Raw genomic sequence first — 26,401 nt, 5'->3', positions numbered from 1 at the left:
GCCTTCGTGATCGCCGTGGTCGCCGGCACCTTCACCGGCCCGGCACTGTCTGCCAGCCAGTCGTCGGCGACCTTCACCTGCCGCATCACCTCGTCGTAGCCATCCGAGGGGAACAACGCCAACGCGACCACGTACCGGACCATCAGCGCCGCGGGCAGGTCCCGCGTCCGCTTCTCGCGACGACCGGTCTCGGTGACCACCCGGTCGACCAGCGCGTCCGGGAACTGCGCCGCCAGCACCCCCAGCCCGACCCGGTCCACCAACCGGTCCTCGGGCTTCTCCTTCACCTGACCGCGTCTCGGCACCCCTCGAACCTACACGATCAGAACCTAAGTTCCTGGTATTGGGGCGCGGGGCCGCCGAGTGCGGGGCCCCGGATCTTCTGACATCTGTACCTCGATTCTTGTGCGGGGGCTTGCTGCAGACTTGCGCTAACACCTTGCCTGGCCCCGAGGCGTGTGATCCCCGCGGCTCTGACCCGTCTCTGCCCAGAGGTTCTTAGTTCTTGCGGAGCCAGCCGGACGCGGTCCCTTCATTCCCGGTCTCGATGGGAACGTTGCAACAGGCGATCCGTACCGGCATGGGCCTACTGTACCGGTCCTTCGGAGACGTGTGTTTCATCCCGTCCGCGCCGGGGAAGTCTGGCTTTGCACTACGACGGTGGTCGGGTTTCGGTCCCGATGAATCGGATCGCAGGGTTCGGGTCGTACAGAAAAATCTGTACGCGCGAATTCAAAAAAACCAAGACGCTAGCAGAAGGTCGGATCGGATGCAAGAACCGCTGTCGGCGTGTCGTTGGGTCGAATCGTGCGGACGTCTAACGATGGGTTGCAGGAATTTGCGTCAACCTCATCGACTTCATGTGATAGGTGTGCGTGTTCCGGTGAGGGTTGGCCGGAAGTTTCGGTGAGATCTCGGTCTGCTGTTGCTATCGTGGCGAGCGGAAGATGCATCTCGATCATCTTCTGGGGCTTCTTGCGACCTCTGCCCAGAGGGTGAAGCCAATCGCTGCGGCCCTCAGTTGCAACCTGGGGGCCGCAGCTCCTGCCGGTGTCGATGCAGCCATCTTGCGCCGAGCCCGATGCGACACACTCTGCCGACTTCTGGCGGCGGGAGTCGCACCTCCTTGGTCGGATCCCTCGTGGCACCGACTGCTAATTTCCATAACCCATCGTAGTCGAGTGTTGGGCTCTTAGGTAACTAATTTTACGGGTCTACCTATTAATGCGGATCTTTGCCTTGCCTGTCCGCTCCGGTCTTTACTCGGTGTCGTAGGTGGTATGGGGTGGCCGGTCGGTGTTGCGTGCGGTGTTCTCGGGGCGTCCCCGTTCGGTGTGCCTGGTGGCCTGGATCACGCATCGTCATCGTCCTTCGCCGCCGCCTCTGCCGTCGACGGCGTAAGTCGAATCGGGAGGGGAGGTGCCTGAACGAGATCGGCCCGGCCATGGAGGTGTTTGTTCCGCGATCGGATCAACTGGTGGTGCTCTCGATCGTCATGGTGCTGTCTTCTTGTGCGGTAAATTCCGGCATTCGAGATCCCCGGTGTATTACCTGCAAAATTTCGGCATCCGCGCGGCATGCGTGCCGGTCCGGCCGGACCGGCGACTCTGAACGGCGGGATATGCCGGCCGCACGGATCATCCGATCCATGTGCGGCCCCGCGATCCTGATGGTCGTCGCCGATGTGCGCCACGGGAATATTTCTGATGCGGGCGGGCGGGCAGGTGTGCCGGGTACCTCGGCACGGTCCGGTGCCTGGTGACGGCCGGGCCGCCTGCGAGACTGGGGGCGATGGGTAGCGTCAGCCAGGTTCCCGGCGAGGCCGTGGACGCCGACAGTGACAGTGACAGCCCCGGTCTGCCGTCCGTCCACTCCGGACAGCTCGCCCCGCCGGCGCCAGTGCCAGCTCAGCCCTTGTCGACACGGCCGAGGTCGCGCCGCGCGCCCGGCGCGACCTTCGCGAAGCCCGGCTCTGGGATGCGGGCGGCTCTCGGTCGAGGCCGGCGGGGCGTGCGGAGACACGCGGTGTTCGCCGTACTGTTCGCCCTCGCGGTCGCCGCCCGGGTGCTGGTGCTGGTCGCCTACCCGCCGGCGCTGATGTATCTCGGGGACTCCGCCGCCTACCTGGACCAGGCCTGGCGCGATCTGTGGCCGGGGGACTGGCGGCCGTCCGGCTATCCGATCTTCCTGCGGATTCTCGACGGCCCCAGCCACGTGACCCGGATCGTGGTCGTGCAGCACCTGCTGACTCTGGTCGTCGCGATGGCGCTGTACGCGGTGGCGGTGCGGGCGGTCCGCCGGCCCTGGCTGGCCGCACTCGCCGCGGCCCCCGCGCTGCTCGCGCCGTGGGTGCTGGACCTGGGTCAGTTCGTGCTGGCGGACAGCCTGTTCGGGGTGCTCGTCTCGGCGGGCGTCGCGGTGCTGGCGGGCTGGCGGCGGCCGCGGGCCGCCGCCGCCGCGGGCGCAGGGCTGCTGCTGGGCGCGGCGCTGTGCGTGCGGACGGTGGGCTACGGGCCGCTGGCGGTCGCCGTTGTCGTGCTGGTGGCCGACGCGGTCGCCGTCGCGGTCGCCGGCCGCGGCCGGCGGGCGCCGGTGCGGGCGGTCGCCCCCGTCGTCGCGTTCGTGGTGGCGGCCGCCGTGCCGGTGGGCGCCTACGCGGGCTGGAGCGCGGCCGAGGGCAAGGGCTTCACGGTGTCCGCGCATTCCGGCTTCTTCCTGTACGGGCGGGTGGCCCCGTTCGCCGACTGTTCGACGATTTCCCGCGCCGACCTGCGTACTCTGTGTGACCCGCGGCCCACCGACCAGCGCGGCGCGCCGGTCCGCTACCTGTGGCCCGCCGACTCGCCGTTGCGCCAGGGCCACCGGCAGATCCCGCCGGGGCGGGAGGACCTCGCGGGGACGTTCGCGCACGTGGTGGTGCGCGAGCAGCCGTGGGCGCTCGTCACGTCCTCCGCCCGCTACCTCGCCGGCTACCTGGACCCGGTCCCGTACGAGACCCCGTTGACGTCCCGGGCGGACACCTGGGAGCTGCCGACCCGCGTCACCAACGTGCTGCCCCCGGACGACGCCCACGCCGACGACGGCTACTTCGTCGCCACGGCGGTGCGCTCGCCGCCGGCCAGCCTGCTCGCGGCCTGGTCCCGGATTTCCTACGCCCCGCTGCCGCTGGTCGGCCTGGGCCTGCTGGCGGGAATGGCAGCGTCGCTGCTCACGGCCGGCCGGACGATCCGGGCCCGGCGGGCGCTGCGGCGGGCCAAGCGGCCCCCGCAACGGTCAGCGGCTGCGCCGGCTCCCGATCGTGCCGCCCCTGCCGGGATCGGTCGGGTGTTCTGGCTGGCAGCCGGATCCGGGGTGTCGACCCTCGTGCTGTCCGCGGTCACCGCCGGCTTCGACTACCGCTACCTCGGCGCCGTCATCGGGCCGGTCGCCCTGGCCGCGGTCATCGGCGCGGGCGCGTTCGTCGCCGCGCTGCGGGGGCGAACCGCTGGATAGCCGGCGCGGCCCGGGCGTTACCGTCATATCGGCGGGGACGGACGGGGGCTCGCGCGCCGCCGGTTGATCGGCGGGGGGTGCGGGATGGGACGGCACCGCTCGACCGGCCCGGACGACGATGACTTCGCCGCCGGCCGCACGGCCGCCAAAGCAGCCGAGGTCCATGGTGGTGCCGCCCAGCAGGCGGCCGAGATCCACGGTGGTGCCTCACGGGAGGCCGCGGGTGGTCCTGCGGGCGATGCGCCGCCGGGGGCTGCCGGCCGCGGTCCGGCGATGCGACGGTGGTTCGTGACCGGGGTGGCTGCGGCCGGTCTGATCTTCAGCTCGCTGGGGCTGCTCGTCGCCGCGGTGGTCCCGCCGTTCACCGGGGCCGACGAGGCGCAGCACACGGCGTACGCCCTCGAGCTCGCCCACGGTTCGCTGCCGCAGCTCGACACCCCGGTGCGCGCGCGGGTGCCCGGCATGCCGGGACTGCCGGCGAGCTGCCGGGCCTCGCCCGCACAGGCCCGGGCCGCGGTCGACGCGCATGCCGACGGGCTGTGCGGGGTGCGCCTCGGCCGGGGGCTGTCCAACTTCGATCTGGTCTACACCGCCAACCATCCGCCGTTGTTCTACGCCGTGGAGGCGGTGCCGCTGCGGACCGGCGAGGCGTCGGGCCATCCGTTGGCCGGATTCCGCGCCGCGCGCGTCGTCAACGTGCTGCTCGGCGTGGGCGTCGTCGTCGCGACGGCGGCGTTGTGCCGCGGGCTGCTGCCGCGACGGCCGGGCGTCGCGGTCGGGGCGGCGGCGGTCATCGGGACCGTCGGGCTCGTCGTCGTCACCTCCGGGCAGATCTACAACGACACCCTGGCGATGGCGACCGTGACCGGGCTGCTCGCGGTGACCGTCGCCCTTGCCCGCCGCGGCCCGAGCCCGCGGATCCTCGCGGGACTCGCGGTGCTCGGGCCGGCCGCGGCGGCCAGCCGGGCGAGCGGCGCGGTGGCTCTCGCCGCCGTGGTGCCCGCCGTCGCCGCCGCCGTCGCGCTGCACACCAGGGGAAGCCGGGCCCGCCGGGCCGGCCGGGGCCTGGCCGCCGCCGGTGGGCTGCTTGCCCTCACCGTCGCCGCCGTCGGCTGGTTCTACCTGCGCAATCAGCGCCGCTACGGCGATCCCACGGCCTCCGAGCGGATCGCGGACATGTTCCCGCTCGGCGGGGCACACCCCTCGATCTGGCAGGTGCTGCGCAACGGTGATCTGTGGTGGTACGTCTACCGCGGGTTTTTCGGCCGGCCCACGCTCGTCACCGGTCACGCCGAGCAGGTCGCCGTCGGCATCGCGGTGGTCACCGGCGCCGGTCTGGCCGCAGCGGCCCTGCGCGCGTGTGCCCGACGCCGGTCCACAGGGGGTGCCCCCAGTCCGTCCGCGGCCGATCCGAGCGGTGGCAGTGGCGGTGGCGGCGGCAGCAGCAACAGCGGTGGCGGTGGTGGTGGCGCGGTCGTCGGCTGGCTCCTGGTGGCCGGGCACTGCCTGCTCGTCGTCGCCACCCTGGTGGGATACGTGGCCGCCGGTGGGGCGTCGTTCACCCGCTATCTGCTGCCGATGGCACCGGTGCTCGCGATCGGCGTCGCCGCGTCCTGCCGAGCCCTGCCGCTGGGCCGGCACGGGTTGCCGACCCTGGCCGTCGTCGCGGCGATGGCCGCCTGCACGCTGGTGCTCATCGGGCGGGAACTGGCCTGGAAGCGGCCCGCCCTCGCGCCGCTCGCCCTGCCCGACCGGCTGCGCGCCGCCTGGGCGCTGGGCGGGCCCGGCTCGCCGCGCGTCGGCCTGGCGGTCCTGGCGGCCGCCGCGATCGTCGCCGCGGCGCTGCTCGCCGCCGCCCTAGGAAAGCTCGGCGACCCGGCGGTAGACGGCCGCGGTCAGCTCCGCGGTGCGCCGCCAGGTGAAGGTGCGGGCGTGGGCGCGGCCCGCCTCGGCGTCGCCGGGGGAGGCGAGCAGGGCGAGGATCGCCTCGGCGAGGTCGTCGGCGAACGAGTCCCGGTCGGCCTGCCGGACCAGCCGCACCGGGCTGGCGACGGAGTCGACCAGGGCTCCGGTGACCTCCCGGACGGTCGGGATGTCGGCGGCGACGACCGGGGTGCCGGCGGCGAGCGCTTCCAGGGGCGGTAGGCCGAAACCCTCGTAGCGGGAGGGGAAGCACAGCACGCTGGCGCCCGCGACCGTGGCCCGCAACTGGTCGGCGTCGAGGTAGCCGGCGGTGATGACGCTGCCGGCGGGCAGCCCGGCGAGGTCGAGGGTCGGCCCCCACCCCGGCGGTCCGACGAGGACCAGCGGGGGGGCGCCGAGTTGCGCCGCCTGCAGCCGGCGCACCGCCTCCAGCAGGACCGGCAGGTTCTTGCGGGGTTCGACCGAGCCGACGAAGAGCAGGTACCGCTCGGGCAGGCCGTGCGCCTGCAGCCAGGCGGCCGTCGGCGCCGGGGTGGTGAACCAGGTGTCGTCGACGCCGAGCGGGGTGGGGGTGACCAGCGCCGGGTCGAGCCGGTAGGCGGTGATCACCTCCTCGGCGACGGCCCGGCTCGGGGTGAGCACGGCGCAGGCGCGCCGCAGCCCGCGGGGGACGAGATCGCTGTAGCGGGCGGAGGCGGCCGTGACCGTGTCCGGGGTCCGCAGGTAGGACAGGTCGTGGATGGTGAGCACGCCGCGGGCGTGGCGCAGCGGCGGGAGGACGAAGTTGGTCCCGTGCACGATGTCCGCAGCGCCGGTGAGCCATTCCACGGGCGGCTGCTCGCCGCGGATCCAGGCGTCCTGGAGCAGTCGCGCCGGGGCTCGGCGGGCGGCCGGGCGCACCCCCGCCGGCAGGCTCCCGGCGAGCTCGTCGAGCCCGCGCCACGTGAACGCCGTCGCCGCCAGCTCCCAGGAGGTGTCGAGCCGGGCGAGGCCGGCCAGCAGGTGCTCGGTGTAGCGGCCGACGCCGGTGCGCCGCCCGAGCAGCGGCGTGCCGTCGAGCACGATCCTCATCCGGTGCCTCCCGCCGCTGTCGTGTCGCTCCCGCGCTGCCCCGTCCCGGCCAGCCCACGTCCCGGTCAGTCCTGGTGCCGGTCAGTCCTGGTAGAGCCGGCGGCGGTCGGCGATGTCGCGCCACTGGTGGGCGAACGCGTCGTCCGAGAAGGTCTGGGCCCGTTCGACCGCCGCGGCCGCGAGCCGGCCGCGCAGGTCGTCCTCGGCGGCGAGCCGGCGGGTGAACGAGGCGACCTGCTCCGGTCCGGTCCACCGGTAGCCGTCGACGCCGTGCCGGACGATCTCCCGCTGCCCGGCGCGGTCGATGACGACCGGCACGCAGCCGCCGGCCATCGCCTCGACGGTGGTCATCCCGAAGTGCTCCGCCGTCCAGGGACGGCGTCGGTCGTCCTCGCCGTAACCGGTCGCCGACCAGAACACCGAGCTGGTCGACAGCAGGTGCTCGACCTGCGCCCGCGGGGCGTTCGGGTGAACCTGCACCGGCAGGCCGGCCCCGGCGGCGCGGACCTGCTCCAGGTAGGGCCGTTGGGAGTCCTCGCAGCCGCCGACGACGTGCATCGTCCAGCCCGGCAGGTCGCCGGCGCGGTACAGCTCGCCGAACCACTGCACCATCTCAAGCTGCCGCTTGGCGTGCCCGAGGCCCGGCATGAAGAACCGTCCGACGGTGACGACGGCCTTCTCCCGGACCGGTGCCGGGTGCAGCCGCTGCACCTGGATCGGGGGGAACAGCACGTCGGCGTCGCGCTTCCACAACCGCCGGATCCAGCCCCGGGTGAACTGCGAGTTGGCCATGACCACGTCGTAGCCGTCGAGGTAGGCCAGGTCCGCCGGGTCCCGCAGCAGCCAGGGGAAGCGCAGCGGCAGGCGGGCGATCGGTCCCTCGTCGCCGTCGGTGACCCGCGGCCGGCTCACCGCGACGCCGAGTTCGCGCACGTCCGCGGCGCCCGGCGAGAACGCGTCGCTGACCAGGGTGAGCTCGGTGCCGTCGGTGGTCGGCGGCAGCGGCACCTCGAACGGGGCGAAGTCGGCGCCGATCTCCAGCTTGGCCAGCACCCCGCCGCCCGCGTCGAGGACCCGCAGCGACGTGCCGGCCGGTGCGCCCGGACGGCCGATGTCGGCGCGCAGGGTGCGCCGCTCACCCGGGCTGACGGCGAGGATGCCCGACCCGTTCGTCCAGGTCCACTGCCGGCGGCGGCCGCCCTCCGGTGGGTACCAGCCCTGGCCGAAGCTGACCGCCGGGCGCACCCCGCGCAGCAGCGGGCCGGCGGTGCGCACCGCGGCCTTGCGCCAGGCCGCCATGTCGTGGTCGAAGGGCGTCGGGAAGAAGCACAGGTACGCCGAGCGGCGGGACTGCGGCGCGATGCGGCTCATGTACGAGCCGTTGACGAACAGGTCGTAACCCGCGGACACCGCCGCGATGGCCTCCTCACCGCGGTCCGGCAGCCGGACATAGCGGCAGCCGGCGAGATCCAGGCCGAGATGGCTGCCGAGCTGGTCGAGGTCGACCTCGGAATGCCCGAGGATGTCGACGCTCGCGCCCTCGGCCGCCAGCACCTGGGCGATCATGCCGTTGTGGCGTTCCCCGCCGCCCATCGAATGCCAGAACCGGTTGTAGACGGCGGCCCGCACCCCCCGCGCCGGCCGTTCGTCGGCGCTGGCGGCCGCGCTGGCCGTGGCGGCCGCGGTGGCCGTGGCGGCCGCGGTGGCCGCAGCGGTCGCGGTGGTCGGCGCGGCGGGATCCGTGGCGCCACTCGCGAGCTCGCTCATCGGGAGACCAGCCAGCTCTGCAGGCTCGAGCGCCGCTCGGCGGCGGTGCGGCCGATCTCGCGCCGGGCCCGCAGCATCGCGGGCAGCAGCCGCAGGTACGAGCCGTACACCCGCAGCCGCAGCAGCGTCGGGCGCAGCGCCGGCCGGCTGCGGCCGCGCCACGCCTGGCGCAGGGTGCGCACCGCGATGGAGGCGGTCGTCGCCGGGTAGCGCAGCACCGCGGACAGCGCCAGCGTCGCCGTCGCGTCCTTGGTGAGCATCAGCAGCCGGTTGCGGTCGGTGTGGAAGACGAACAGCGGCGACCACTCGACGCTCGACGCCGAGTGGATGTGCCGCAGCACCGCGCCTGGGACGTAGCGGATCGTGTACCCCCGCGCCCGGATCCGCCATGACAGGTCGGTGTCCTCGTAGTAGAGGAAGAACGCGTCGTCGAACCAGCCGAGCTCGTGACCCAGCGACGACCGGATGGCCATCCCGTTGCCGCAGGCGGTGAACACGTCCTCCGGCTGGTCGAACTGGCCGGCGTCGACCTGCTGGTAGCCGCGGTCCGCGCCATAGCCGTCGGTGAGCACGATCCCGCCGACGTTGTTGATCACATCGACGCGCGGGGCCTCCCCGACGACGGTGAGCGTCACCGTCGTCGACTCGCGGCCGACGGCCAGTTCGGCCCGGCCGCCGTCGGCGGCACCGGTCGGGCCGTCCCAGCTCAGGACGACCTGCTTACCCGACTCCGCCGCCCAGGTGAATCCGAGGGTGACCGGCCCACCGTCCGGGATCGGGACGCACAGCTCGCCGTCGCCGCGGGTCCAGAAGTACGGGGCCTTCGCCGGCCCCTCGGCGCCATAGGTCAGCTTCTCCCAGAGCACCTCGCGCAGCGCCTCGCGCCCGTTCACCGTCACCGACGACACCCGGACGCCCAGCTCCCGGGAGTCGTGCGGGCCGGGCACGAAGGTGGGCGTGCTCAGCCGCATCCGCAGGAAGCGGGGCAGGAACACGACCTTGCCGGTGGCGGCGCCGAGGTGCTGGCCACCGGGCTCGCCGAACGGCCCCAGCAGGGCCGCGAGCCACGTCGGTTCGGGAACGGCGTCGTTGTTCACCAGCACCGCGTACGGCGTGGTGACCTGGCGCAGGGCGAGGTTGTTGCCGCCGGCGAAGCCGAGGTTGCGGTCCGAGGGCACGACCCGCACCCAGGGGTAACGCTCGGCGAGCAGCTCCCGGGAGCCGTCCGCGGAGGCGTTGTCGACGACCCAGGTCTGGAAGGCGAAGCCCGCGTCCTGCTTGGCGATGCCGTCGAGGCAGGCCGGCAGCAGGTGCGCCCCGTTCCAGTTGACGATCACGATGGTCGCCAGCGGCTCGGTCCCCGCGCCGCCGCCCGGCCCGGCGGTGGTTCCCGTCTGCTTCCGCTCCGTCATCCGCGCAGCCTCGCCTCGTAGTCGACCTTGAGAAGCCCGTCCGCCTGCGGGCCGCTGACGCCGAACAGCTCCTCGAACCGGCGGGTCGTCACCGGGGCGCCGGTGGTGGCGTCCGAGACGTGCACCTTGACCGCGAACGCCCCGAGTAGTTCGGGTAGGTGCGGGATGGAGAAGTCCACGATGTGCCGCCCGGGGCCGACGGCGAGCCCACCGGGGGGCGTCTCCATCATCCAGATGGGCACCTCGCTCTGCCCGACGATGTAGGTGTGCAGATAGATCTGCTCCGGGGCGCCCTCGGTGACGTCGAGCTCGACGCTGACCGTGAGCCGCTCGCCCGGGTCGTACTGCACCATCGGCAGCCCGCCGGGATCCAGGCTGAAGGCCACCGACTGGGGGCGGACGGTGGCGTACTCCCACGACACCGGACCCTCGGCCGGCAGGCTGCCCAGCTTCTGCCGCAGCAGCTTCGTGCCCACGGCGGGGTTGCCGTCGTAGATCAGCGAGCCGGACTCCAGGACCAGGATCCGGTCACACATGCTCTCGATGAGGTCGAGGGAGTGGGTGACGAACAGGATCGTGCGCCCCTGCGCCCGGAACTCGGCGATCTTGGCCAGGCACTTGCGCTGGAACGCCTCGTCGCCGACGGCGAGCACCTCGTCGACGAGCAGCACGTCCGGATCGACGTGCACGGCCACGGCGAAGCCGAGGCGCACGTACTGGCCGGACGAGTAGTGCTTCACGTCGTCGTCGATCTTGTGCCGCAGCTCGGAGAAGTCGACGATCGAGTCGAACAGTCGGTCGATCTCCCGCTTGGACAGCCCGAGCAGCGAGGCGTTGAGGTAGACGTTGTCCCGCCCGGACAGCTCGCCGTTGAACCCGGCGCCGAGTTCCAGCAGCGACGCGATCCGGCCCTGCACCGAGACCTGTCCGCTGGTCGGGCGCAGGATGCCGGCGAGCACCTTGAGCAGGGTCGACTTCCCTGAACCGTTCGCCCCGGCGAGCCCGACCGTCTGGCCGCGCCCGATCGTCACGTCGACGTCGCGCAGCGCCCAGAAGTCGTCCCCGGCGGGGCCACCGCGGCGGACGAACCGTTCCTTCAGGCTCGTCGCGCGGTTGTGGTACGAGACGAACCGCTTGCTCACCCCGGTCCCCTGGATCACCACCGCCGAGTCGGGGACGGCCTCGCCGGGGCCGACCTGCTCGGGGGCACCGAGGGGATCGACCGCTGCGGGCCCGCCGGCCGGCGCCGCACCGTTCGCGCCGGGGACGCCCCAGGGATCCGACCGACCCGGCGGCGTCGCGGCGACCTCCGGGTAGGACGGCGGGGCGAGGTCGAGCGGTGTGGGGTCGAGCGCGGTGGGGTCGCGCGGTGCGGGGTCGAGCGCGGCGGGGCCGGCCGGCGCGGCGCCGTCGACCGGGCCACGCGGGGCCGCGGGACGCCGCCCCCACGGCGGGGAGGCCGCACCGCGCTGGTACGCGGACGAGTGTCGGGCCACTACAACTCCTTGCTGGCCGCCGGCGGACGTCTCACCATGATCGCACCGCGGTCGGCGTGCTGGCTCCAGGGCTCGCGGCGGCGGACGACGACGTCGCCGGGCCGCCGGGAGCCCACCTACAGATCCTCGGCGAAGTCCGCCTGCATGGTGCGGAACACGTGGAACCCCACCCAGAGCAGGACGACCGAGATCGCCCCTGCGACGGCGAGATGTTCCAGGTAGAACGTGTATCCCGGGTCCGCCTGGACGGGGGTCGAGCCGGTGGAGCCACCCCCAGGATCGTAGATCGCGCGTTGGAACGTGATGACCACCACTGCCATCGGGTTGAGCAGGTACACCCAGGTCCACTCGTGCAGCCGGTTCTGGATCAGGCCGAAGGCGTAGACCATCGGGTTCAGCCAGAACCAGGCGAGCAGGGCGACGTCGAGCAGGTGGGAGGTGTCGCGGTAGCGCACGTTGAGGGCGCTGACCAGCAGCGACAGTGCGACCGTGAACGTGATGGCGACGGCGCCCGCGGGCACGAGCAGCAGCAGGTCGGCGCCGATCAGGTTGTAGCCGAGGATCAGGATCACCACGAAAAGCACGAGCAACTGGAGCAGGAAGTGCACGGCGGCGAACCCGACCGCCGACAGCGGGAGTACGGCGAGCGGGAACCGCACCTTCTTGACCAGGTTCGCGTTCGCGACGACGCTGCCGCACGCCGAGGACACGCTGCCCGAGAAGGCGTTCCAGATCAGCAGCCCGGACATCAGGTAAATGCCGAACCGCGGAATTCCGGACTTGAGGACGATCTGGAAGACGAACGTGTACACCACGAGCAGGAGCATCGGGTTCGCCAGCGACCAGGCGAAGCCCAGCGTGGAACCCTTGTACTTGACCTTCAGATCCTTGCGGATGAGATTGCGTAGCAGTTCCCAACGCACCCTCGTCTGCGCCCGGCTGCGGCGGGCCAGCCGGCTCGGGTCCATCGCGTGCTGCCCCGGGCCGGGGCCCGCCGGATGCGGGGACGGGGCCGTCGGCGTACCCGCCGGCAGCGGAGCGTCAGCCAGATGTGACATGACCGGCCCTCCCCGTCCCCCGGAGGTCGGGCCGCCGGTCCCCGGCACGGCGTGGCTGGAGCTGCACCTGTCCGCTCCTCACTCGACACGACAGAGATCTGACAGTACCGAGAACCGTCTCCGGCCCGGCACGCCCCCGGCCGGGGCAGCGCCGGGACACGCCCGCCGGACGCTGCGCCCCCCGAAGGGTGATGCGCCCCACGGAGGGTGTTGTCCCGATCGCGGGTGAATGGCCGATGGAGCGCGATGGCGAACCGGCCCGCTTCTCGGCGGAATCGTGACGGTACCGTGCCCGGACCGAGCCGGCGCCGCCACCCGGTCCGCTACCCGGTCCGGTGACCGGTGCCCGGAACGGGGTTCATAGTATCGACCCGTCCATCTGGCTTCGGCCGGCCGATGCCGCGTGGGGGATTCCCGACGTTTGGCGGCCGTCGGGGCCGACCCGGCGGAGGCGGCCGTACCGGTCGCATGGAGCGGCCGTTCCGGTCGCATGGAGAGGACGGCCGTGTTCACCGACGTCCGACTACGCGAAGTGTGGTCGCATCTGGAGTCGGGCGGGGCACAGGCCCTGACTCTCGATGTCTTCGACACCTTGTTGTGGCGCATGGTGCCCGAACCCACCCACGCGTTTGTACTGCTGGGCCACCGGCTCGCCGACGCCGGCCACCTGCCGCCCAGCGTCTCGCCGGGAGAGTTCGCCCGGCTGCGCGTGCACGCCGAGCATGTGGCGCGGATGCACGCCCATGACGCCCGCGGCACCCACGAGGTGCGCCTGGACGAGATCTGGCAGGTGCTGGCGCCCGCGCTGCCGGGGACCGCCGGGGTGCAGGACCTGATCGACGCCGAGGTCGCGGTCGAACGCGAACTGTGCCGGGCCGACCTCGCCGTGGTCGAGCTCGCCGAGCTCGCCATGACCAAACTCGGCCTGCCGGTGTACCTGCTGTCGGACACCTACTTCTCCGCCAGCCAGCTCGAACGGCTGCTGAACCGGCCGGAGCTCTCGGGGGTGCAGTTCACCCGGATCTTCACCTCCTCCGATGCCGGGACCTCGAAGAGTGACGGGCTGTTCCAGCACATGCTGGCCGCGTCCAGTCTCCAGCCGTCCCGGGTGGTTCACCTCGGCGACCATCCCGTCGCCGACGTCGAGGGCGCCCGTGAGCACGGGCTCGTCGCCATCCACTACCCCAAGTACGCCGGATCGCTGCGGCAGACCCTCGACCTGGAGGGACTTCGTAACCAGCCCAGCGACGACGTCCCCATCGACCCGGTCGACGGCGACTTCGGGATGACCGCCCTGCGCGCCCGGACGCTGCACCGCGCGGACGCCCTCGCCGTGCCCGCCGGACTGCGCCGCTACTGGGAGACCGGGGCCACCGTGTTCGGCCCGGTCTTCGCCGGTTTCGCCGAATGGGCGGTGGAGCGGGCACGGGACTTCGGCGCCGACCACATCCACTGCCTGATGCGGGAGGGGGACTTCCTGTCCCGCCTGCTCGTCGACCCGGGCGAGGACGTCGGCATCTCCGTGTCGACGATGTGGGCGTCCCGGCAGGTGTGTGCGCTGTCCAACGTGTTCGAGGGCAGCCCGGAGGAGCTGAAGAGCTTCCTGGTCCGCCGGCACGCGCCGAGCGTCGGCCAGCTGCTGCGCCAGCTCGGTGTCCGGCTGGAGCACGTCGCCGGCATCTCCGCGCTGGCCGACCGGCGCCTCGACGTGCCGGGCCTGCTCGACGACACCCTCGAAGAGCTCTGCTCGGACGAGCGGATCCGCAGCGAGATCGTGCTGACCGCCACCCGGCTGCGCGAGCGCTACGTGCGCTACCTCGACAGCCAGCTCCCGGAGACCGGCCGGGTCGTCTTCCTCGACCTGGGCTGGGGCGGCACCATTCAGGCGCTGCTCACCCGCCTGCTGGCCTCCACCGGCCGCAAGCTGGACATCCTCGGCCTGTACCTGGCGACGAACCAGGCGGCGATGAGCCACCGGCTCGCCGGTATGGAGCTGGAGGGCTACGTGGCCTCCGGTGGCCAGCCGGAGACGATGGCCAACCAGCTCATGCGCAGCCCCGAGGTGCTCGAGCAGCTCTGCATGCCCGACGTCGGGTCGCTGGTCTCGTTCGACGAGATGAGCAACCCGGTCCTCAGCATCGACCGGACCTCACGCACCCAGGTCGCCCAGCGTGCCGCGGTGCAGGACGGCATCCTCGCCTTCCAGCGGGAATGGCTGCGTTACCGGCGCTCGGAGACCCCGATGCCGTCGCTGGCCTCCGCCGGGGCGCGCCGCGCCGGGCTGCGCACGCTGACCCGGTTCGTCGCCCGCCCCACCGCCACCGAGGCCGCCGCGTTCGGCTCCTGGGCCCACGACGACAACTTCGGCTCCGACGCCACCGAGGGTCTGCTGCCGCCGGAGCTCGTGCGCCGGATGCCCTATCTCACCCCGGCCGACATCGACCGCATCTCCATGCGGGAGCTGTACTGGCCCGCGGGCGTCGCCGGCGTCGCGAACCGGCCGCTCGCCATCATCAGCGGGCTGGCCGCGGCTGCCGGCGTCCCGCCGGAGGAGGTCTCGCCGGAGGCCGCCGCCGGCCCCGTCGAGGTCTACGTCGACACCGGGGCCGACTTCGTCAACGGGGTGAAGGAGACGGCGCTGACCCGGTCGGCCCGCGACGGGCTGTCGCTCGTCCGGCTCAGCCTGGAGGCCGTCGGCGCCCGCCGCATCCGCATCGACCCGGCCGGCCGGCGCGGGCTGCTGCGGCTGGACTGGCTGACGCTGTCGTTCCACATCAACAACATCGCCGAGCCCTACAAGGTGACCATCACCTCGCTGGACGACCCCGCCCAGCAGCTCGCGCTCATCGGCCTGCGGCTGCTCCAGTCGAACCTGGTGGAGATCCTCGGCGACGACCCCCAGTTCGTCTACACGATCGACCTCGCCTCCCAGCCGCATCTCGCCGGGGTCTACGCCCTCGACGTCGAGATGGCCTTCGGCTGGATGGGCATCCGGGGCGACTCGCTGATCCTGCCCGCCGCCGGCCCGGCCCGGGACGGGCTCCCCGTCCGGGCGGCCCGCAAGATCCGGCGCGAGCTCGGAGGACTGCGGTGACCGACCAGCGGGACCCCGAACCCGCCGCCATCGGACCGCTCGACGGTGCCGACGCCCCGGGCGCCCCGGGCGAGGGCGCAGAGCCGGGCGAGCCCGCGGTCCGGGGCCCGTTCGAGGTTCGCGGCGGCCCGTCCCGCCAGCCCGGCCCATCCCCGTCCGCGGTGGCGGTCTCCTCGGTGGCGTCGGCGACCGACGTGGCGACGCACGCCGTCGCCGAGACCGGTCCCACGGCCGGGACCGGGTCGGTTGATCCGGAGGAGCACGGTGCCGTCCGGGACAGCTTCGCCGAGCTCGCGGCCATCGCCGCCGCCAGCGACCGCGCTGGCGGCGACCCCGTCGGGACCGATCTGGCCGGTAGCGGCCTCACCGGTAGCGGTCCCGCCGGGACCGACCTCACTGGGGCCGATCTCGGCGGGGCCGATCGTGGCGGGACGGGCCCCGGGTTCGGCCTCGCCCGCCAGGGCGACCACGCCCTCGACGTGGGCGACGCCGCCGAGCCGACGCTGGCGCCGTTGCTGCTGCACTCCCTGTCCGACCTGCGGGAGATCTGGGTGCCGCTGATCGAGGCGTCCGGCGCGCGCAGCGTGGCGGAGATCGGCTCGGAGAGCGGGGTCACCACCTCCCTGCTCGTCGACCTGCTGCGCCGCGGGGGCGGTGGTCGGCTCGTCGTCGTCGACCCGAACCCGGGGGTGGCGCCGGCTGCCGGCGGCGGGCTCGACGTGCAGGTCATCCGCGGTTACAGCCCGCAGGCCCTCGACGACCACGCGCCGACCGACGCCTACCTCATCGACGGGGATCACAACTACGCCACCGTGCGCGGCGAGCTCACGGCGATCGCCGACGCGGTCGCCCGGTTCAGCCGCTCGTACTTCCCGCTGGTGGTCCTGCACGACGTCGGCTGGCCGGCGGGGCGGCGCGACCAGTACTACAACCCGGACCGGGTGCCCGCGGACGCCCGCCAGCCACACTCGTGGGACGTCGGCGTCGAGATCGACGATCCCGGCGTGGTCCGCGGCGGCTTTCGCGGGATGGGGGCGTTTGCCTGGGCGCTGACCGAGGGGGGCCCGGGCAACGGGGTGCGCACGGCGATCGAGGACTTCGTCGCCGAACACGCCGACCTGCGGTTCTTCACAGTCGCGCCGATCTTCGGCCTGGGCGTGATCGTCGACCGTCGGGCGCCGTGGGCACGCCAGATCGCCGACCTGCTGACGCCCTGGGTCTCCAACCGCCTGCTGTCCCGGATGGAGCGCAATCGCGTCGACCTGTACCTGCACGTGCTGCGGTTGCAGGACGCGGCGGCGGCGGTGGCCCGTGCGCGGCAGCGGGAGTGGGCCCGGCTCGACGACGAGCGCAGTCGGCTTGCCGCGGTCGAACTGGAGCACCTGCACCGCATCGGCCAGTTGGAGCACGAGCTCGCCGAGCTGCGCCGGCGCGAGGCCGAGGACGCCGAGCGCGCCGTCCACGGCCACCGGGCGGCCGCCGACGCCGACGAACCGAAGCTCATGCAGGTCGCCCGGATCGCCGGCTCGGCGCTGCGGTCCCGGCTGAGCCCGACCGGGCAGGAACGGCTGGCGCGGGTGCAGACCCGGATCGCCGACACCGGCACCGGCCGCACCGCCCTGCCCGCCCTGCGTCGCCGGCCGAGTGCCTCGCCGCGGGGTGGCCCGAACGATCCGGACGGCCCCCCGCGCGGGTAGGCCCATGGCCTCCCCGATCCTGGACGGCCCCGATCCTGGACGGGTGATTGCAGGAGGTTGGTGACGATCCAGGTCGGGTCGACGGCCATCAACCTCCAGCAATGCGCCAGGAACGACCGGCGGATGGTTGAAAGTCGATGGACGCCGCCCGGCTGGCGCGGACCTGACGGTCTTCGCCAAAGCCGCGCCACGGTGCGGCTGCCATCATGAGGTCGCCCCTGTCGCTGTCCTCCCCCGAGGTGGATCATGGCTGTGCTCCGGATCGTCGCCGACCTGCCGTCCCGGTCCCTGCCGGCCTCCCGGCGCTTCTACGCGGCCGTCCTCGGGCTTGAGCCGGTTATGGACCATGGGTGGGTCGTGACGCTGAGCGATCCCGATCGACCGGGACCGCAGCTCAGCCTGCTGACTCACGATCTGACCGCGCCGGCCGTCCCGGCCGTCTCGGTCGAGGTCGACGACGTCGACGCCGCCCATGCCGCGGCTCTCGCCGCCGGTGCCGACATCATCTACCCGCTCACCGACGAGCCTTGGGGGGTGCGCCGGTTCTTCGTCCGGGATCCGGACGGCAACGTCGTGAACGTCCTCGGCCACTCCCGGCCCTGAGGATCGGGCCCGTCGTCAGCAGACCGGCTGTCAGCAGACCGGCTGGTAGGGGACGTCCGCGATGTGCCGCTGCCATTCGGCATCGTCGATCTGTTTCGACGGGTCGGCGCAGGCGGCGGCGATGAGGCTGGCATCGTCGATGCGGCTGATCCGCACGGTGTAGTCGTCGCTGGCGGTGGCGATGCCATTGCCATCCGGTGTCCACGCCAGGGCCTGGATCCAGTCGCCGTGCCCGCTGATCGTGCCGACCGACGCCGGGCGGCCGGTGCCGGAGACGTCCCACAGGTGCACGGTGGTGTCCCAGCCCGCGGTGGCCAGCGTCCTGCCGTCCGGGCTGAAGGCCAGGTCGAACACCCACTTCTCGTCGGCGGGGAAGGACGCGGTGGCCGCCGGGCGCGACGGGTCGGTGATGTCCCAGATGCGGGCCGTGCCGTCGTAGGCGCCGGTGGCCAACCGCCGCCCGTCTGGACTGAACGCCACCGCCCACACGTAGTCGGTGTGCGCGGTGATCGCCGCCAGCGGCCGCGGCCGGCGCGGATCGGTGATGTCCCACAGCCGGGCGGTCCGGTCGGCGCTCGCGGTGGCCAGCAGGTGGCCGTCGGGGCTGAAGGCGACTTCGTTGACCCAGCTCGTGTGCCGGTCGAGCACGGACAGCGCGGTGGGATGGCGCCGATCCGTCACGTCCCACAGCCGGGCGGTGTTGTCGTAGCCGGAGGTCGCCAGCGTCCGTCCGTCCGGGCTGAACGCGGCGTCGAGGACCCAGCCGTTGTGCCCGAGGATCACGGCGAGCTCGGCGGGATGGCGGGGGTCGCTGATGTCCCACAGGATCGCCGACCGGTCGTAGCTGACCGTGGCCAGCGTCCGCCCGTCCGGGCTGAACGCCGCGTCCAGGACCCAGGACGTGTGCCGGTTCAGGGTCGACAGCTTCACCGGATGCGTCCGGTCGGAGATGTCCCACAACTGGACGAGGTTGTCCGCGCCGGCCGAGGCGAGCAGCCGCCCGTTCGGGCTGATGCCGACGCCCAGCGCGGACGCCGTGTGCCCCGTGAGGACGCTGGCGGTCGCCGCGGCGAAGGATGTGCGCAGCGCGGCGCGGGCCTCGCGCACCGGGCTGATGCGGTAGGCGGCCAACGACAGCCGGGCGGCGAGGTCCGCATCGGAGTTGCGCACGGCTTCGGCGGCCAGCGCCACCCGGGCCGCCGTCTCCTCCCGGCTCGGCCGCTGGCCGCCGCCCGTGGTCAGCGCCAGCGGCATCAACGCCGTGATCAGCAGTACCGCGAGGATGGGTGCGGCGAGCAGCGCGATGCGCCGCCGGTCCCACCGGCCGCGGCGCCGGCTCGGCGCGGCGAGGTCGCCCGCCGCGCCCACGCCCGCCGGGCCGGCGTCGGGACCGCCCCGTTCCGGGTCGCCGACGGCCCGGGCATGGTGGCCGGGGCCGGCGGCGGGCGGCGTCTGGTCCCGATCGGCCGGCGGCGGCCACGCTCCTGCGGCGCCGAGGTCGGCGCGTGCGGCGGGGCCGCCACGCCCCCCCTGCGCCGCCTCGCCGGCGGCATGGTCAGCGGCATGGTCGGGGGAGGTCCCGGGCCGGGCCGGATCGGCAGGCCGGGGCCGCACCCCCGGCTCGGCACCCGGCGGCGATCCGTTGCCCTCCGCCCCGACACGCTGGGGTGGGGCCAGCATCGGCGCCCCGGACCGGATGACGCGGGTCACGTCCGGATCAGGATGGGTCGAAGGCCCCATCCCCACCAGACGCAGGAACAGCTCCTGCGCGGTCGGCCGGGCGGCCGGATCCTTGCGCATCGCCTCCTCGACGATCGGGCGAAGCGCCGGGTCGAGGCCGTCGAGCAGCGGCTCGCGGTGCACGACCCGATAGAGCTGGACCGGTGTCGGGCCGTCGCCGAAGGGAAACGACCCGGTCCCCGCGTAGGTGACCAGCCCGCCCCAGGCGAACACGTCCGCCGCGGCCGAGACGGGTTCGCCGTTGGCCTGCTCGGGTGCCATGAACGCCGGGGTGCCGACCCGCTGGATCTCCTGGCTCAGCATCGTCTGGGCGTCCAGCGCCCGCGCGATCCCGAAGTCGATCACCCGCGGGCCGAGGGAGGACAGCAGCACGTTGGACGGCTTGAGGTCGCGGTGCACGAGACCCGCGCCGTGGATGGACGTCAGCGCCGCCGCGACGCTCACCGCGAGGCGTTCCAGATCGGCCGAGCGCAGCGGGCCCTCCGCGGCCACGCTCTGGGCGAGGGTCAGCCCGTCGATGTACTCGGTGACGAGGTAGGGCAGCCCGCCCGGAGGGTCGACGACGTCGAGCACCTCCGCGGTGCAGAACCGGGCCACCCGGCGGGCGATGTCCGCCTCGCGCCGGAACCGGGCCCGGAACTCGGGCACCCGAGCCAGGTCCGGCCGGATCACCTTGACCGCGACGAGTCGGCCCGCGTACCCGGTCACTCCGGGGCGGCCCCGCCCGAGGTAGACGGTGCCCATCCCACCCTCGCCGAGCCGGCCCAGCAGCTCGACGTGGATGAGTTCCCGCGGGTCGTCGCGGTCGAGCGGCGCGACCGGGCCGCCCGGTCCCGACCCACCCGCCGCAGCCCCGCCGGCCGCAGACGGGTGGCTCACCGGGCCATGCGGCTCGGCCTGCGTGCCGCTCGGTGGCGGGGATGGCGCGCCGGGCGCGCCAGCGGATCCCGCGCTGGCGGCGCTCGCGAGCCCGGTCGCGGCGGCCAGGGCGGCGTGCCGCAGCGGGTCCTGAGGCAGCGACTGGTCCTGGGGCAGGAGCGGGTCCTGGGGCAGGAGCGAGTCGTGGGACAGCAGCGAGTCGTGGGGCAGCGAGTCGTGGGGCGCCGGCCTGGGGGCTGCCGGCGTGGCGGGCGCCGCGGACTGAGGCGATGTTCCCCCGGCGGGTGTGGGCGGGAACAGTACCGCGGCGGGTCCAGGCTCGACGGCCGGGCCCTGGTCGGGCGGCGGTGCGGGCTGGGGTGTCGTCCCCCGCGCCCTGCCCGTCTCCCGCTTGCGGCGCAAGGTCCCCCCCGAACTGAGATGGTCGACACCGCGGACCTCATGTGCACGATCATCATCTCATGGTCCGTTGAGCCCGGCCGGTGCCGTCTCGGTCGGTCCGGGCTCCGTGCCAGTGTGCCGCTGCGCGCGTGAGCGTGCACGCTGTGCAGTGCATAACGAAGCCTATGCCGGCATCGTCCCGGATTCGGCGGGTCAGCGTGGTTGCGGGTGGCGAGCGCCGTCGGCCTCGTTGGCCTCGTTGGCCTCGTTGGTCTCGTCGGCCTCGGTACTCGGCGCCGGTGGGCCGCCGGGTGCCGGTAGGGAAGTCGGCTTCGCGCCCTCGGGCCCGTCGGGCCGGGGCTGCCCGCTCGCCAGGGTGTCCCGGTGCAGCCGGGCCGCGCGGTTGCGGGCAGCCTCCCGCAGCCCCTGGGTCCGGGAGTCCGTCAGGACGACCCCGCGGCCGGGCCGGGACGGGCGGGCGTCGCGCTCGCCGATGACCAGCACCCACAGGCAGCCGACCAGGGTCGCCACCGCGAGCGCGCACACCGCGACGGCGATGAGGACCAGCGTCCCCTCCGACCACGGCGACCAGGCCGTCATGTCGTCCCACGCGTCGCCGAGATCGCCGTCCTCCGGCCGCCAGAAGTGCGGGAACACCATGCTGATCGACCAGACCTGCAGGGTGACCGCGCCCGCGAGGAACAGCAGCGGCATGACCCGCGACAGGTACCGGCCGGTGGCCGCCGCCCCCAGACCGATGCCGATCGCCAGCGACACCAGCCCGGCGTACAGGTATCGGCCGGAGATGCCGCTGACGTGGAACTGCTTGTCGAAGTTCTTGGCGGACTGCACCGCCATCAGCCCGAACAGGCCCCACGTGACCCACAGCAGGAGCAGCAGGTCGACCCGGATANGCCAGTTGCGGGCCCGGATCAGCGCGAGTGCGAAGAAGAAGATGACCAGGGCGGTGCCGGTGCGGACCGGGACGGTCGTGAGGTTGACCTCGAACCAACCGAACGATCCCCACCAGCGCAGGATCGTCCCGTTGATCAGGATCTCCCGGTAGGCGCCCCAGTCGTCGCCGAGGTACTGGCCCAGCGGGAAGCCGGGCGTCTCCGGCTGGAAGGCCCCCCAGCGCACGACGTTGACGATCCACCACCAGCCGCCCAGGGCAACCATGATCGCCCCGCCGAGCAGGATCTGCCGCCAGGGCGGTCGCTGCGCGGCGGCCGAGGGCCCGGCGGGTCCCGCGTCGGCGAGCCGGAACGGCCGGATGTCGGCCCGACCGCCGCCGGTGCTCGCCGCGCAGCCGCGGCCGGTGCTCGCCCTGGGTGGGGGCGTGCCGGCCGGGTCCGCCGCGGGCGCGCGCGCCCGCAGCGCGCGGGCGTCCCGCCGGGCCCGGGACCAGGCCAGCACGTAGGCCAGCGCGGCCATCGGGACCAGCACGATCGCCAGCGATTTCGTCATCAGGGCGAGGCCGACGAAGCCACCCGTCCAGGCCGCCGTGCGCAGTGAGGTGTCCCCGCGCAGCACGTAGACGATGCTCACGGTCGCCAGCCCGGCGGTCAGGACCAGCAGGTTGTCGTTGTTGACGCTGGAGCCGATGTGGGCCAGCTCCGGGATGGCCAGCGGGACCAGTGCCGCGCAGGTCCCCGCCACCCGGCTGCCGTCGGACAGCCGGTGCGCCCCCGCCCAGGCCAGCAGCGGCAGCGGGGCCACCATCGCCGCGCTGACCAGGCGCAGGATGCCGATGATCTCGTCCCAGCGCAGGTTGTCGCCGCCGCCCGGGATCGCCTTGAGGATCACCGCGTTGACCCAGTAGTACAGCGGCGGGTGCTGGACGATCTGCTGGATGCCGCCCCTGGGCGCAGGCGTCCGCTCCAGTTCCTCCCAGCTCGGCCGCTCGTCGCGGGGCGTCGCCCGCGCGGCGGTGAAGGGCCCCGCGGAGAGGTCACGCGGCCGCTTGTCGGAGCCGTAGGGCGCCGCCATGATCGCGCCGACCCCGCCGCGAGTCACGATCACGTGCCCCGGATGGGGCCAGCCTTTGCCCTCCACCAGGCGCATCACGGCGTCGACGTGATTGGGCTCGTCGGGCGCGTGGTACTGCGGCATCATCACCGACCAGCCCGCCAGCACCGCCGTGAACAGCAGGGTGATCGCCCAGACGGTGGGGGGCGCGGTGCGCAGGATGCGCCACGGCCGAAAGCGGGTCCCGTCGGGGATCACGGCCGGGGCGGGCGCGGTGGCGGCGCGGGCCGCTGCGGTCGAATCCACGGAGTCACCCAAGCTCTGCACGGTCCCATCGGACGAAGGTGCTGTCATGCTACGGACACCCCCGCTCGGTTGACTGCCCGGGTATCCGCACATCGGCCCTGGTCGCGGACGGTGGCAAAGTGCCTTCTGGCGTGCCGCAGGTCACCGTCCGCAGTGTTCCCCCGAGACTCGAGTCACAGTCCGGCGGTGTCCGTGGTAGGCCCGCCTCAGGCCGCACGCCTCAGGCCGGGCGCCCACCGCTCGGCACCGCGAGCCCACGTCTCAGCCCGCGAGCCCACGTCCCAGCCCGCGAGTTCGTGCCTCGGCCCGCGAGCTCGTGCCTCAGCGCCAGGAGTCGATGTGGCCGACGACCTTTGCCGGTGACCCGGCGACGACGGCCTTCGGTGGGACGTCGCGGGTGACCACCGAGCCCGCCGCCACCACCGCGCTCTCGCCGACGGTGACACCCTTGAGGACGATCGCGCCGGTCCCGATCCAGGCCCGGTCCTCCAGCACGATCGGTCCGCTCACCGGCTGCTCGACACCGTCGACGACCATGGGATGGAAGTCGTTGTCGAGAAGCTGGGTGTTCCACGAGACGTTGCAGTAGGCCCCGATGGAGATCCGTTCCCGGACGAGGATCTTGGCGAACCCGTTGACGTTCGCGCCGGGGCCCAGTTCCAGCACGCCGGAGTCGACGACGACCCGCACGCCTCGCTGCAGCGAGACGACCCCCTCGCAGCGCAGCCGGCCCTCCGGATGCACCCGGATGATCGAGGTGTCGCGCTTGGTCGACAGGCCGAACCCGCCGAGGCCGACCCGCAGCGCCGCGCCCTCGGCGAACTCGATGCGCTCCCGACCCTCGATGACGGTCGGCGAGCCGAGCCAGATCGGCTGCTTGTGGGCGAGCGGGTACCGCAGTCCTGCGACGAACGAACGGGCCGAGGTCTCCCGGGCGGCCCGCAGCGTCCGCACGTGCCGCACGTATTCGCGTAGATCACTTCTGAACGCAGCCACGGCTCAAACAGTAGGCGCCGACGTGGCCCGGTCGTCGGCCCGGTCGTCGGACCTCGGGACGGGACGTGCCACTCTAGAACGGCGCGTCCGAATGGACGGACCGCGCATCACCGCCACGGACCGGCGATCGGAGTGGGGACGACGTCGGGCCGCGCCATGCACCGGCCCGCCGCCCCGCAGCGGCGATCACCGCCGGGAACGACGACCGGGAGCCACACCGACGTGAGTGTCAGCGCCATCCACAAGCCCGACCATCCGGAGGGCAGCACGCCGACGCAGCCTGCGGCCGGCGACGACCTCGTCGCGCTCGGACCCGACGTCCCTTACGTCACCATCGTTCTGCCCTGCTACAACGAGCAGGACCATGTGGTGCGCGAACTGGAGCGCATCACGGCGGCGATGGACGCCAGCGGGTACGCCTACGAGATCCTCGCGATCGACGACAAGTCGACCGACAACACCCTCGCCGTCCTGCGCGACGCGGCCCCCCGCTTCCCCCGGATGCGGATCATGCCGTTCCGCCGCAACGGTGGCTCGGGCACGGCCCGGCGCATCGGCACCCAGGAGGCCCGGGGGAAGATCGTCGTCTGGACCGACGCCGACATGACCTACCCGAACGAGCGCATCCCGGAGTTCGTCCGCTACCTGGACGACAACCTCGACGTCGACCAGGTCGTCGGGGCCCGGCTCACCGAGGAGGGGACCCACAAGTGGGCCCGGGTGCCGGCCAAGTGGCTCATCCGGATGATCGCCCAGCGGCTGTCCGGGATGAAGATCCCGGACCTGAACTCCGGCCTGCGCGCCTTCCGTCGCGAGGTCTCCCTGCCCTACCTGCGGCTGCTTCCGCCCGGCTTCAGCTGCGTCACCACGATCACGATGTCGTTCCTGTCCAACCAGCACCCGGTCGACTACATCCCGATCGACTACGCGAAGCGCGCCGGGACGTCGAAGTTCCACCCCTTCCGCGACGCGCGCCGCTACATCCTGCAGGTGCTGCGGATGGTCATGTACTTCGACCCGCTCAAGGTGCTGATGCCGATCGCCCTGTGGATCATGGGGCTGGGCTTCGTCAAGCTGATCGTGGACCTCGTCCGCTACGACTTCCACGTGGCGACCTCGACCCTGCTCGCGATCCTCGTCGGCTTCCAGATCGCCGTGCTCGCGCTGATCGGTGACCTGGTCGCCCGTTCCCGCAGCAACACCTGACCATGCGCGTCGCGGTCATCGGCCCGACCCACCCGTACAAGGGCGGGATCGCCCAGCACACGACCGAGCTCGCGCACCGGCTGGCCGCTCTGGGGCACCAGGTCGTGATCGAGTCCTGGTCGGACCAGTACCCGGCGCGGCTCTACCCGGGCGTGCAACGCGTCGCAGAGCCGGAGATGGAACCGTTCGGGTCGACCCGCTACCCGCTGTCCTGGCGCCGGCCCGAGGGCTGGGTCCGGCTCGGCCGGCGGCTGCGGCGCGAGGCCGACGCGGTCGTTCTGGTCGTCGTCACCCCGATCCAGGCGCCTGCCTACCTGGCCATCCTCACCGCGCTGCGCGGCCGGGCCGGGCGCCGGGGCGGCGGCCCGCGGGTGCTGGCACTGTGCCACAACGTCCTGCCGCACGAGCGGCGCGCGGTGGACGAGCCGCTGATCCGGGCGGTGCTGCGGCGGGTGTCCGCGGTGCTCGTGCACACCGCGGCACAGGCCGAGCTCGCCGCGACGCTCACCTCGGCGCCGGTGGTGGTGGCCGAGATGGCCCCGCACCTGTGGTCCTCGCCGACCCGGCGGCGCCCGGAGGTGACCGAGCCCGCCACCCAGGCCGAGCCCGGCGTCCGGGCCACGGCGGGTGGCCGGCCGCGGCGCAGCCTGCTGTTCTTCGGGCTGGTACGGCCCTACAAGGGGCTCGACGTGCTGTTGCGGGCGCTGGCCCGCGGCCCGGCAGACGTCCGCCTCACCGTCGCGGGGGAGTTCTGGGGCGACGCCGCGCAGACCACCCGCCTCATCGCCGACCTCGGCCTGACCGACCGGGTCGACGTGCGGGCCGGTTACGTCGACGCCGCCGAGGTGCCCGGCCTGTTCGCGGCCGCGGACGCCCTGGTGCTGCCGTACCGGGCGGGCACGGCGTCGCAGAACGTCGATCTCGCGCACCTGTACGGCCTGCCGGTGATTGCAACGACCGTGGGCACCCTCGCCACCGCGGTCCGTGACGGCGTCGACGGCCTGCTGGTCCCGCCGGACGACGTCGACGCGCTCGCCGCGGCCCTGCGCCGCCTCTACGAGCCGGGCGTGCTCGCCGACCTGCGGGCGAAGGTCTCCCCGCCCGACCCGCAGGCGGCCTGGGGAAACTACCTCGACGCGGCGCTCGGCGCGCTCGGTGACGGGTGAGGATGCTCAGCCAGGTCCGACCGTGGTCCGGCCTGCCGCCCGGCTCGTCGCGTCGCGTCCGGAGACGATCACCTGAGGTATATCTGACGGGTCCAGGCGCGAACGGGGCCCACATGGCGGGCAGACTGTCCGTCAACAACGGCCGG

At 73.2% G+C, this 26,401-nt stretch carries 15 protein-coding genes and 3 pseudogenes; 8 read left to right on the top strand and 10 right to left on the bottom strand.

Annotated features, from left to right (window positions below; all coding sequences use genetic code 11):
* A partial coding sequence (locus FF36_RS09640) for a transposase domain-containing protein (RefSeq protein WP_199865362.1) occupies nucleotides 1–305 on the bottom strand: 305 nt, incomplete at its 3' end.
* Nucleotides 306–1,444: 1,139 nt separating this feature from the next.
* Here FF36_RS09640 and FF36_RS35900 point away from each other — a divergent pair.
* The 3 genes and pseudogenes from FF36_RS35900 to FF36_RS40725 form a co-directional block, all read left to right on the top strand.
* The gene (locus tag FF36_RS35900) at nucleotides 1,445–1,762 is read left to right on the top strand and encodes a hypothetical protein (protein WP_128423515.1); all 318 of its coding nucleotides are present in this window, start codon (nucleotides 1,445–1,447) and stop codon (nucleotides 1,760–1,762) included.
* A gap of 215 nt (nucleotides 1,763–1,977) precedes the next feature.
* Nucleotides 1,978–3,614 (top strand): annotated as a pseudogene (locus tag FF36_RS09635) (hypothetical protein).
* Nucleotides 3,577–4,587 (top strand): annotated as a pseudogene (locus FF36_RS40725) (hypothetical protein); the annotation flags it as partial. The pseudogenes FF36_RS09635 and FF36_RS40725, both read left to right, overlap by 38 nt.
* Nucleotides 4,588–5,349: 762 nt before the next feature.
* On the opposite strand, the gene FF36_RS32590 reads toward FF36_RS40725, so the two are convergent.
* The 5 genes from FF36_RS32590 to FF36_RS09610 all read right to left on the bottom strand — a co-directional run bounded on the left by FF36_RS32590 (nucleotide 5,350) and on the right by FF36_RS09610 (nucleotide 12,219).
* Entirely contained in the window at nucleotides 5,350–6,486 is a 1,137-nt protein-coding gene (locus FF36_RS32590; RefSeq protein ID WP_082121791.1) for a glycosyltransferase family 4 protein, read from the bottom strand.
* Nucleotides 6,487–6,567: 81 nt separating this feature from the next.
* Nucleotides 6,568–8,253, bottom strand: a complete 1,686-nt coding sequence (locus tag FF36_RS09625; RefSeq protein ID WP_044884646.1) for a glycosyltransferase — start codon at nucleotides 8,251–8,253, stop codon at nucleotides 6,568–6,570.
* Nucleotides 8,250–9,665 (bottom strand): glycosyltransferase family 2 protein, encoded by a 1,416-nt coding sequence (locus FF36_RS09620; protein ID WP_044884645.1) that lies wholly within the window; start codon nucleotides 9,663–9,665, stop codon nucleotides 8,250–8,252. The genes FF36_RS09625 and FF36_RS09620 overlap by 4 nt, the downstream gene beginning before the upstream one ends.
* On the bottom strand, nucleotides 9,662–11,161 hold the full coding sequence (locus FF36_RS09615) for an ABC transporter ATP-binding protein (RefSeq protein WP_044884644.1): 1,500 nt from the start codon (nucleotides 11,159–11,161) through the stop codon (nucleotides 9,662–9,664). Before FF36_RS09615 ends, FF36_RS09620 begins: the two co-directional genes overlap by 4 nt.
* A gap of 116 nt (nucleotides 11,162–11,277) precedes the next feature.
* The gene (locus FF36_RS09610; RefSeq protein ID WP_052681026.1) at nucleotides 11,278–12,219 is read right to left on the bottom strand and encodes an ABC transporter permease; all 942 of its coding nucleotides are present in this window, start codon (nucleotides 12,217–12,219) and stop codon (nucleotides 11,278–11,280) included.
* 505 nt (nucleotides 12,220–12,724) lie between these two features.
* Here FF36_RS09610 and FF36_RS09605 point away from each other — a divergent pair.
* From FF36_RS09605 to FF36_RS09595, 3 genes are all read left to right on the top strand, one after another.
* Nucleotides 12,725–15,313 carry an HAD family hydrolase gene (locus FF36_RS09605; protein WP_044884673.1) on the top strand — a complete coding sequence of 863 codons (2,589 nt, stop codon included), beginning with the start codon at nucleotides 12,725–12,727 and terminating at the stop codon, nucleotides 15,311–15,313.
* Nucleotides 15,310–17,010, top strand: a complete 1,701-nt coding sequence (locus tag FF36_RS09600; RefSeq protein ID WP_044884643.1) for a class I SAM-dependent methyltransferase — start codon at nucleotides 15,310–15,312, stop codon at nucleotides 17,008–17,010. Before FF36_RS09605 ends, FF36_RS09600 begins: the two co-directional genes overlap by 4 nt.
* A gap of 246 nt (nucleotides 17,011–17,256) precedes the next feature.
* The gene (locus FF36_RS09595; protein WP_044884642.1) at nucleotides 17,257–17,613 is read left to right on the top strand and encodes a VOC family protein; all 357 of its coding nucleotides are present in this window, start codon (nucleotides 17,257–17,259) and stop codon (nucleotides 17,611–17,613) included.
* Between the two features lie 30 nt (nucleotides 17,614–17,643).
* Here the strand turns inward: FF36_RS09595 and FF36_RS09590 are convergent, their stop codons facing one another.
* The 4 genes and pseudogenes from FF36_RS09590 to FF36_RS09580 form a co-directional block, all read right to left on the bottom strand.
* The gene (locus tag FF36_RS09590) at nucleotides 17,644–20,136 is read right to left on the bottom strand and encodes a protein kinase domain-containing protein (RefSeq protein ID WP_277912845.1); all 2,493 of its coding nucleotides are present in this window, start codon (nucleotides 20,134–20,136) and stop codon (nucleotides 17,644–17,646) included.
* Nucleotides 20,137–20,826: 690 nt separating this feature from the next.
* Nucleotides 20,827–21,526, bottom strand: a pseudogene (locus FF36_RS37575) (hypothetical protein); the annotation flags it as partial.
* A 1-nt stretch (nucleotide 21,527) separates the two neighbouring features.
* On the bottom strand, nucleotides 21,528–22,725 hold a 1,198-nt coding region (locus FF36_RS37570), incomplete at its 3' end, for a glycosyltransferase family 39 protein (protein ID WP_242422405.1).
* Between the two features lie 483 nt (nucleotides 22,726–23,208).
* The gene (locus FF36_RS09580) at nucleotides 23,209–23,883 is read right to left on the bottom strand and encodes an acyltransferase (RefSeq protein ID WP_236705601.1); all 675 of its coding nucleotides are present in this window, start codon (nucleotides 23,881–23,883) and stop codon (nucleotides 23,209–23,211) included.
* Between the two features lie 222 nt (nucleotides 23,884–24,105).
* On the opposite strand from FF36_RS09580, the gene FF36_RS09575 reads away from it, so the two are divergent.
* Nucleotides 24,106–25,089 (top strand): glycosyltransferase family 2 protein, encoded by a 984-nt coding sequence (locus FF36_RS09575; RefSeq protein ID WP_044884669.1) that lies wholly within the window; start codon nucleotides 24,106–24,108, stop codon nucleotides 25,087–25,089.
* Nucleotides 25,090–25,091: 2 nt separating this feature from the next.
* Nucleotides 25,092–26,255, top strand: coding sequence for a glycosyltransferase (locus FF36_RS09570; protein WP_044884641.1), 1,164 nt, complete (start codon nucleotides 25,092–25,094; stop codon nucleotides 26,253–26,255).
* Nucleotides 26,256–26,401 lie beyond the last annotated feature (146 nt).

Origin of the sequence: Frankia torreyi, from assembly GCF_000948395.1 — a bacterium.
Classification (GTDB): Bacteria; Actinomycetota; Actinomycetes; order Frankiales; family Frankiaceae; genus Frankia; species Frankia torreyi.
Note: the sequence above shows the minus strand (reverse complement) of the source record. Positions and strands in the feature narration are given on the sequence as shown.

What these genes read in the sequence shown, in the direction of transcription:
- FF36_RS35900 (WP_128423515.1), top strand. Translation starts at nt 1,445, where the DNA reads ATGGAGGTGTTTGTTCCGCGATCGGATCAACTGGTGGTGCTCTCGATC.
- FF36_RS32590 (WP_082121791.1), bottom strand. Translation starts at nt 6,486, where the DNA reads ATGAGGATCGTGCTCGACGGCACGCCGCTGCTCGGGCGGCGCACCGGC.
- FF36_RS09625 (WP_044884646.1), bottom strand. Translation starts at nt 8,253, where the DNA reads ATGAGCGAGCTCGCGAGTGGCGCCACGGATCCCGCCGCGCCGACCACC.
- FF36_RS09620 (WP_044884645.1), bottom strand. Translation starts at nt 9,665, where the DNA reads ATGACGGAGCGGAAGCAGACGGGAACCACCGCCGGGCCGGGCGGCGGC.
- FF36_RS09610 (WP_052681026.1), bottom strand. Translation starts at nt 12,219, where the DNA reads ATGTCACATCTGGCTGACGCTCCGCTGCCGGCGGGTACGCCGACGGCC.
- FF36_RS09595 (WP_044884642.1), top strand. Translation starts at nt 17,257, where the DNA reads ATGGCTGTGCTCCGGATCGTCGCCGACCTGCCGTCCCGGTCCCTGCCG.
- FF36_RS09570 (WP_044884641.1), top strand. Translation starts at nt 25,092, where the DNA reads ATGCGCGTCGCGGTCATCGGCCCGACCCACCCGTACAAGGGCGGGATC.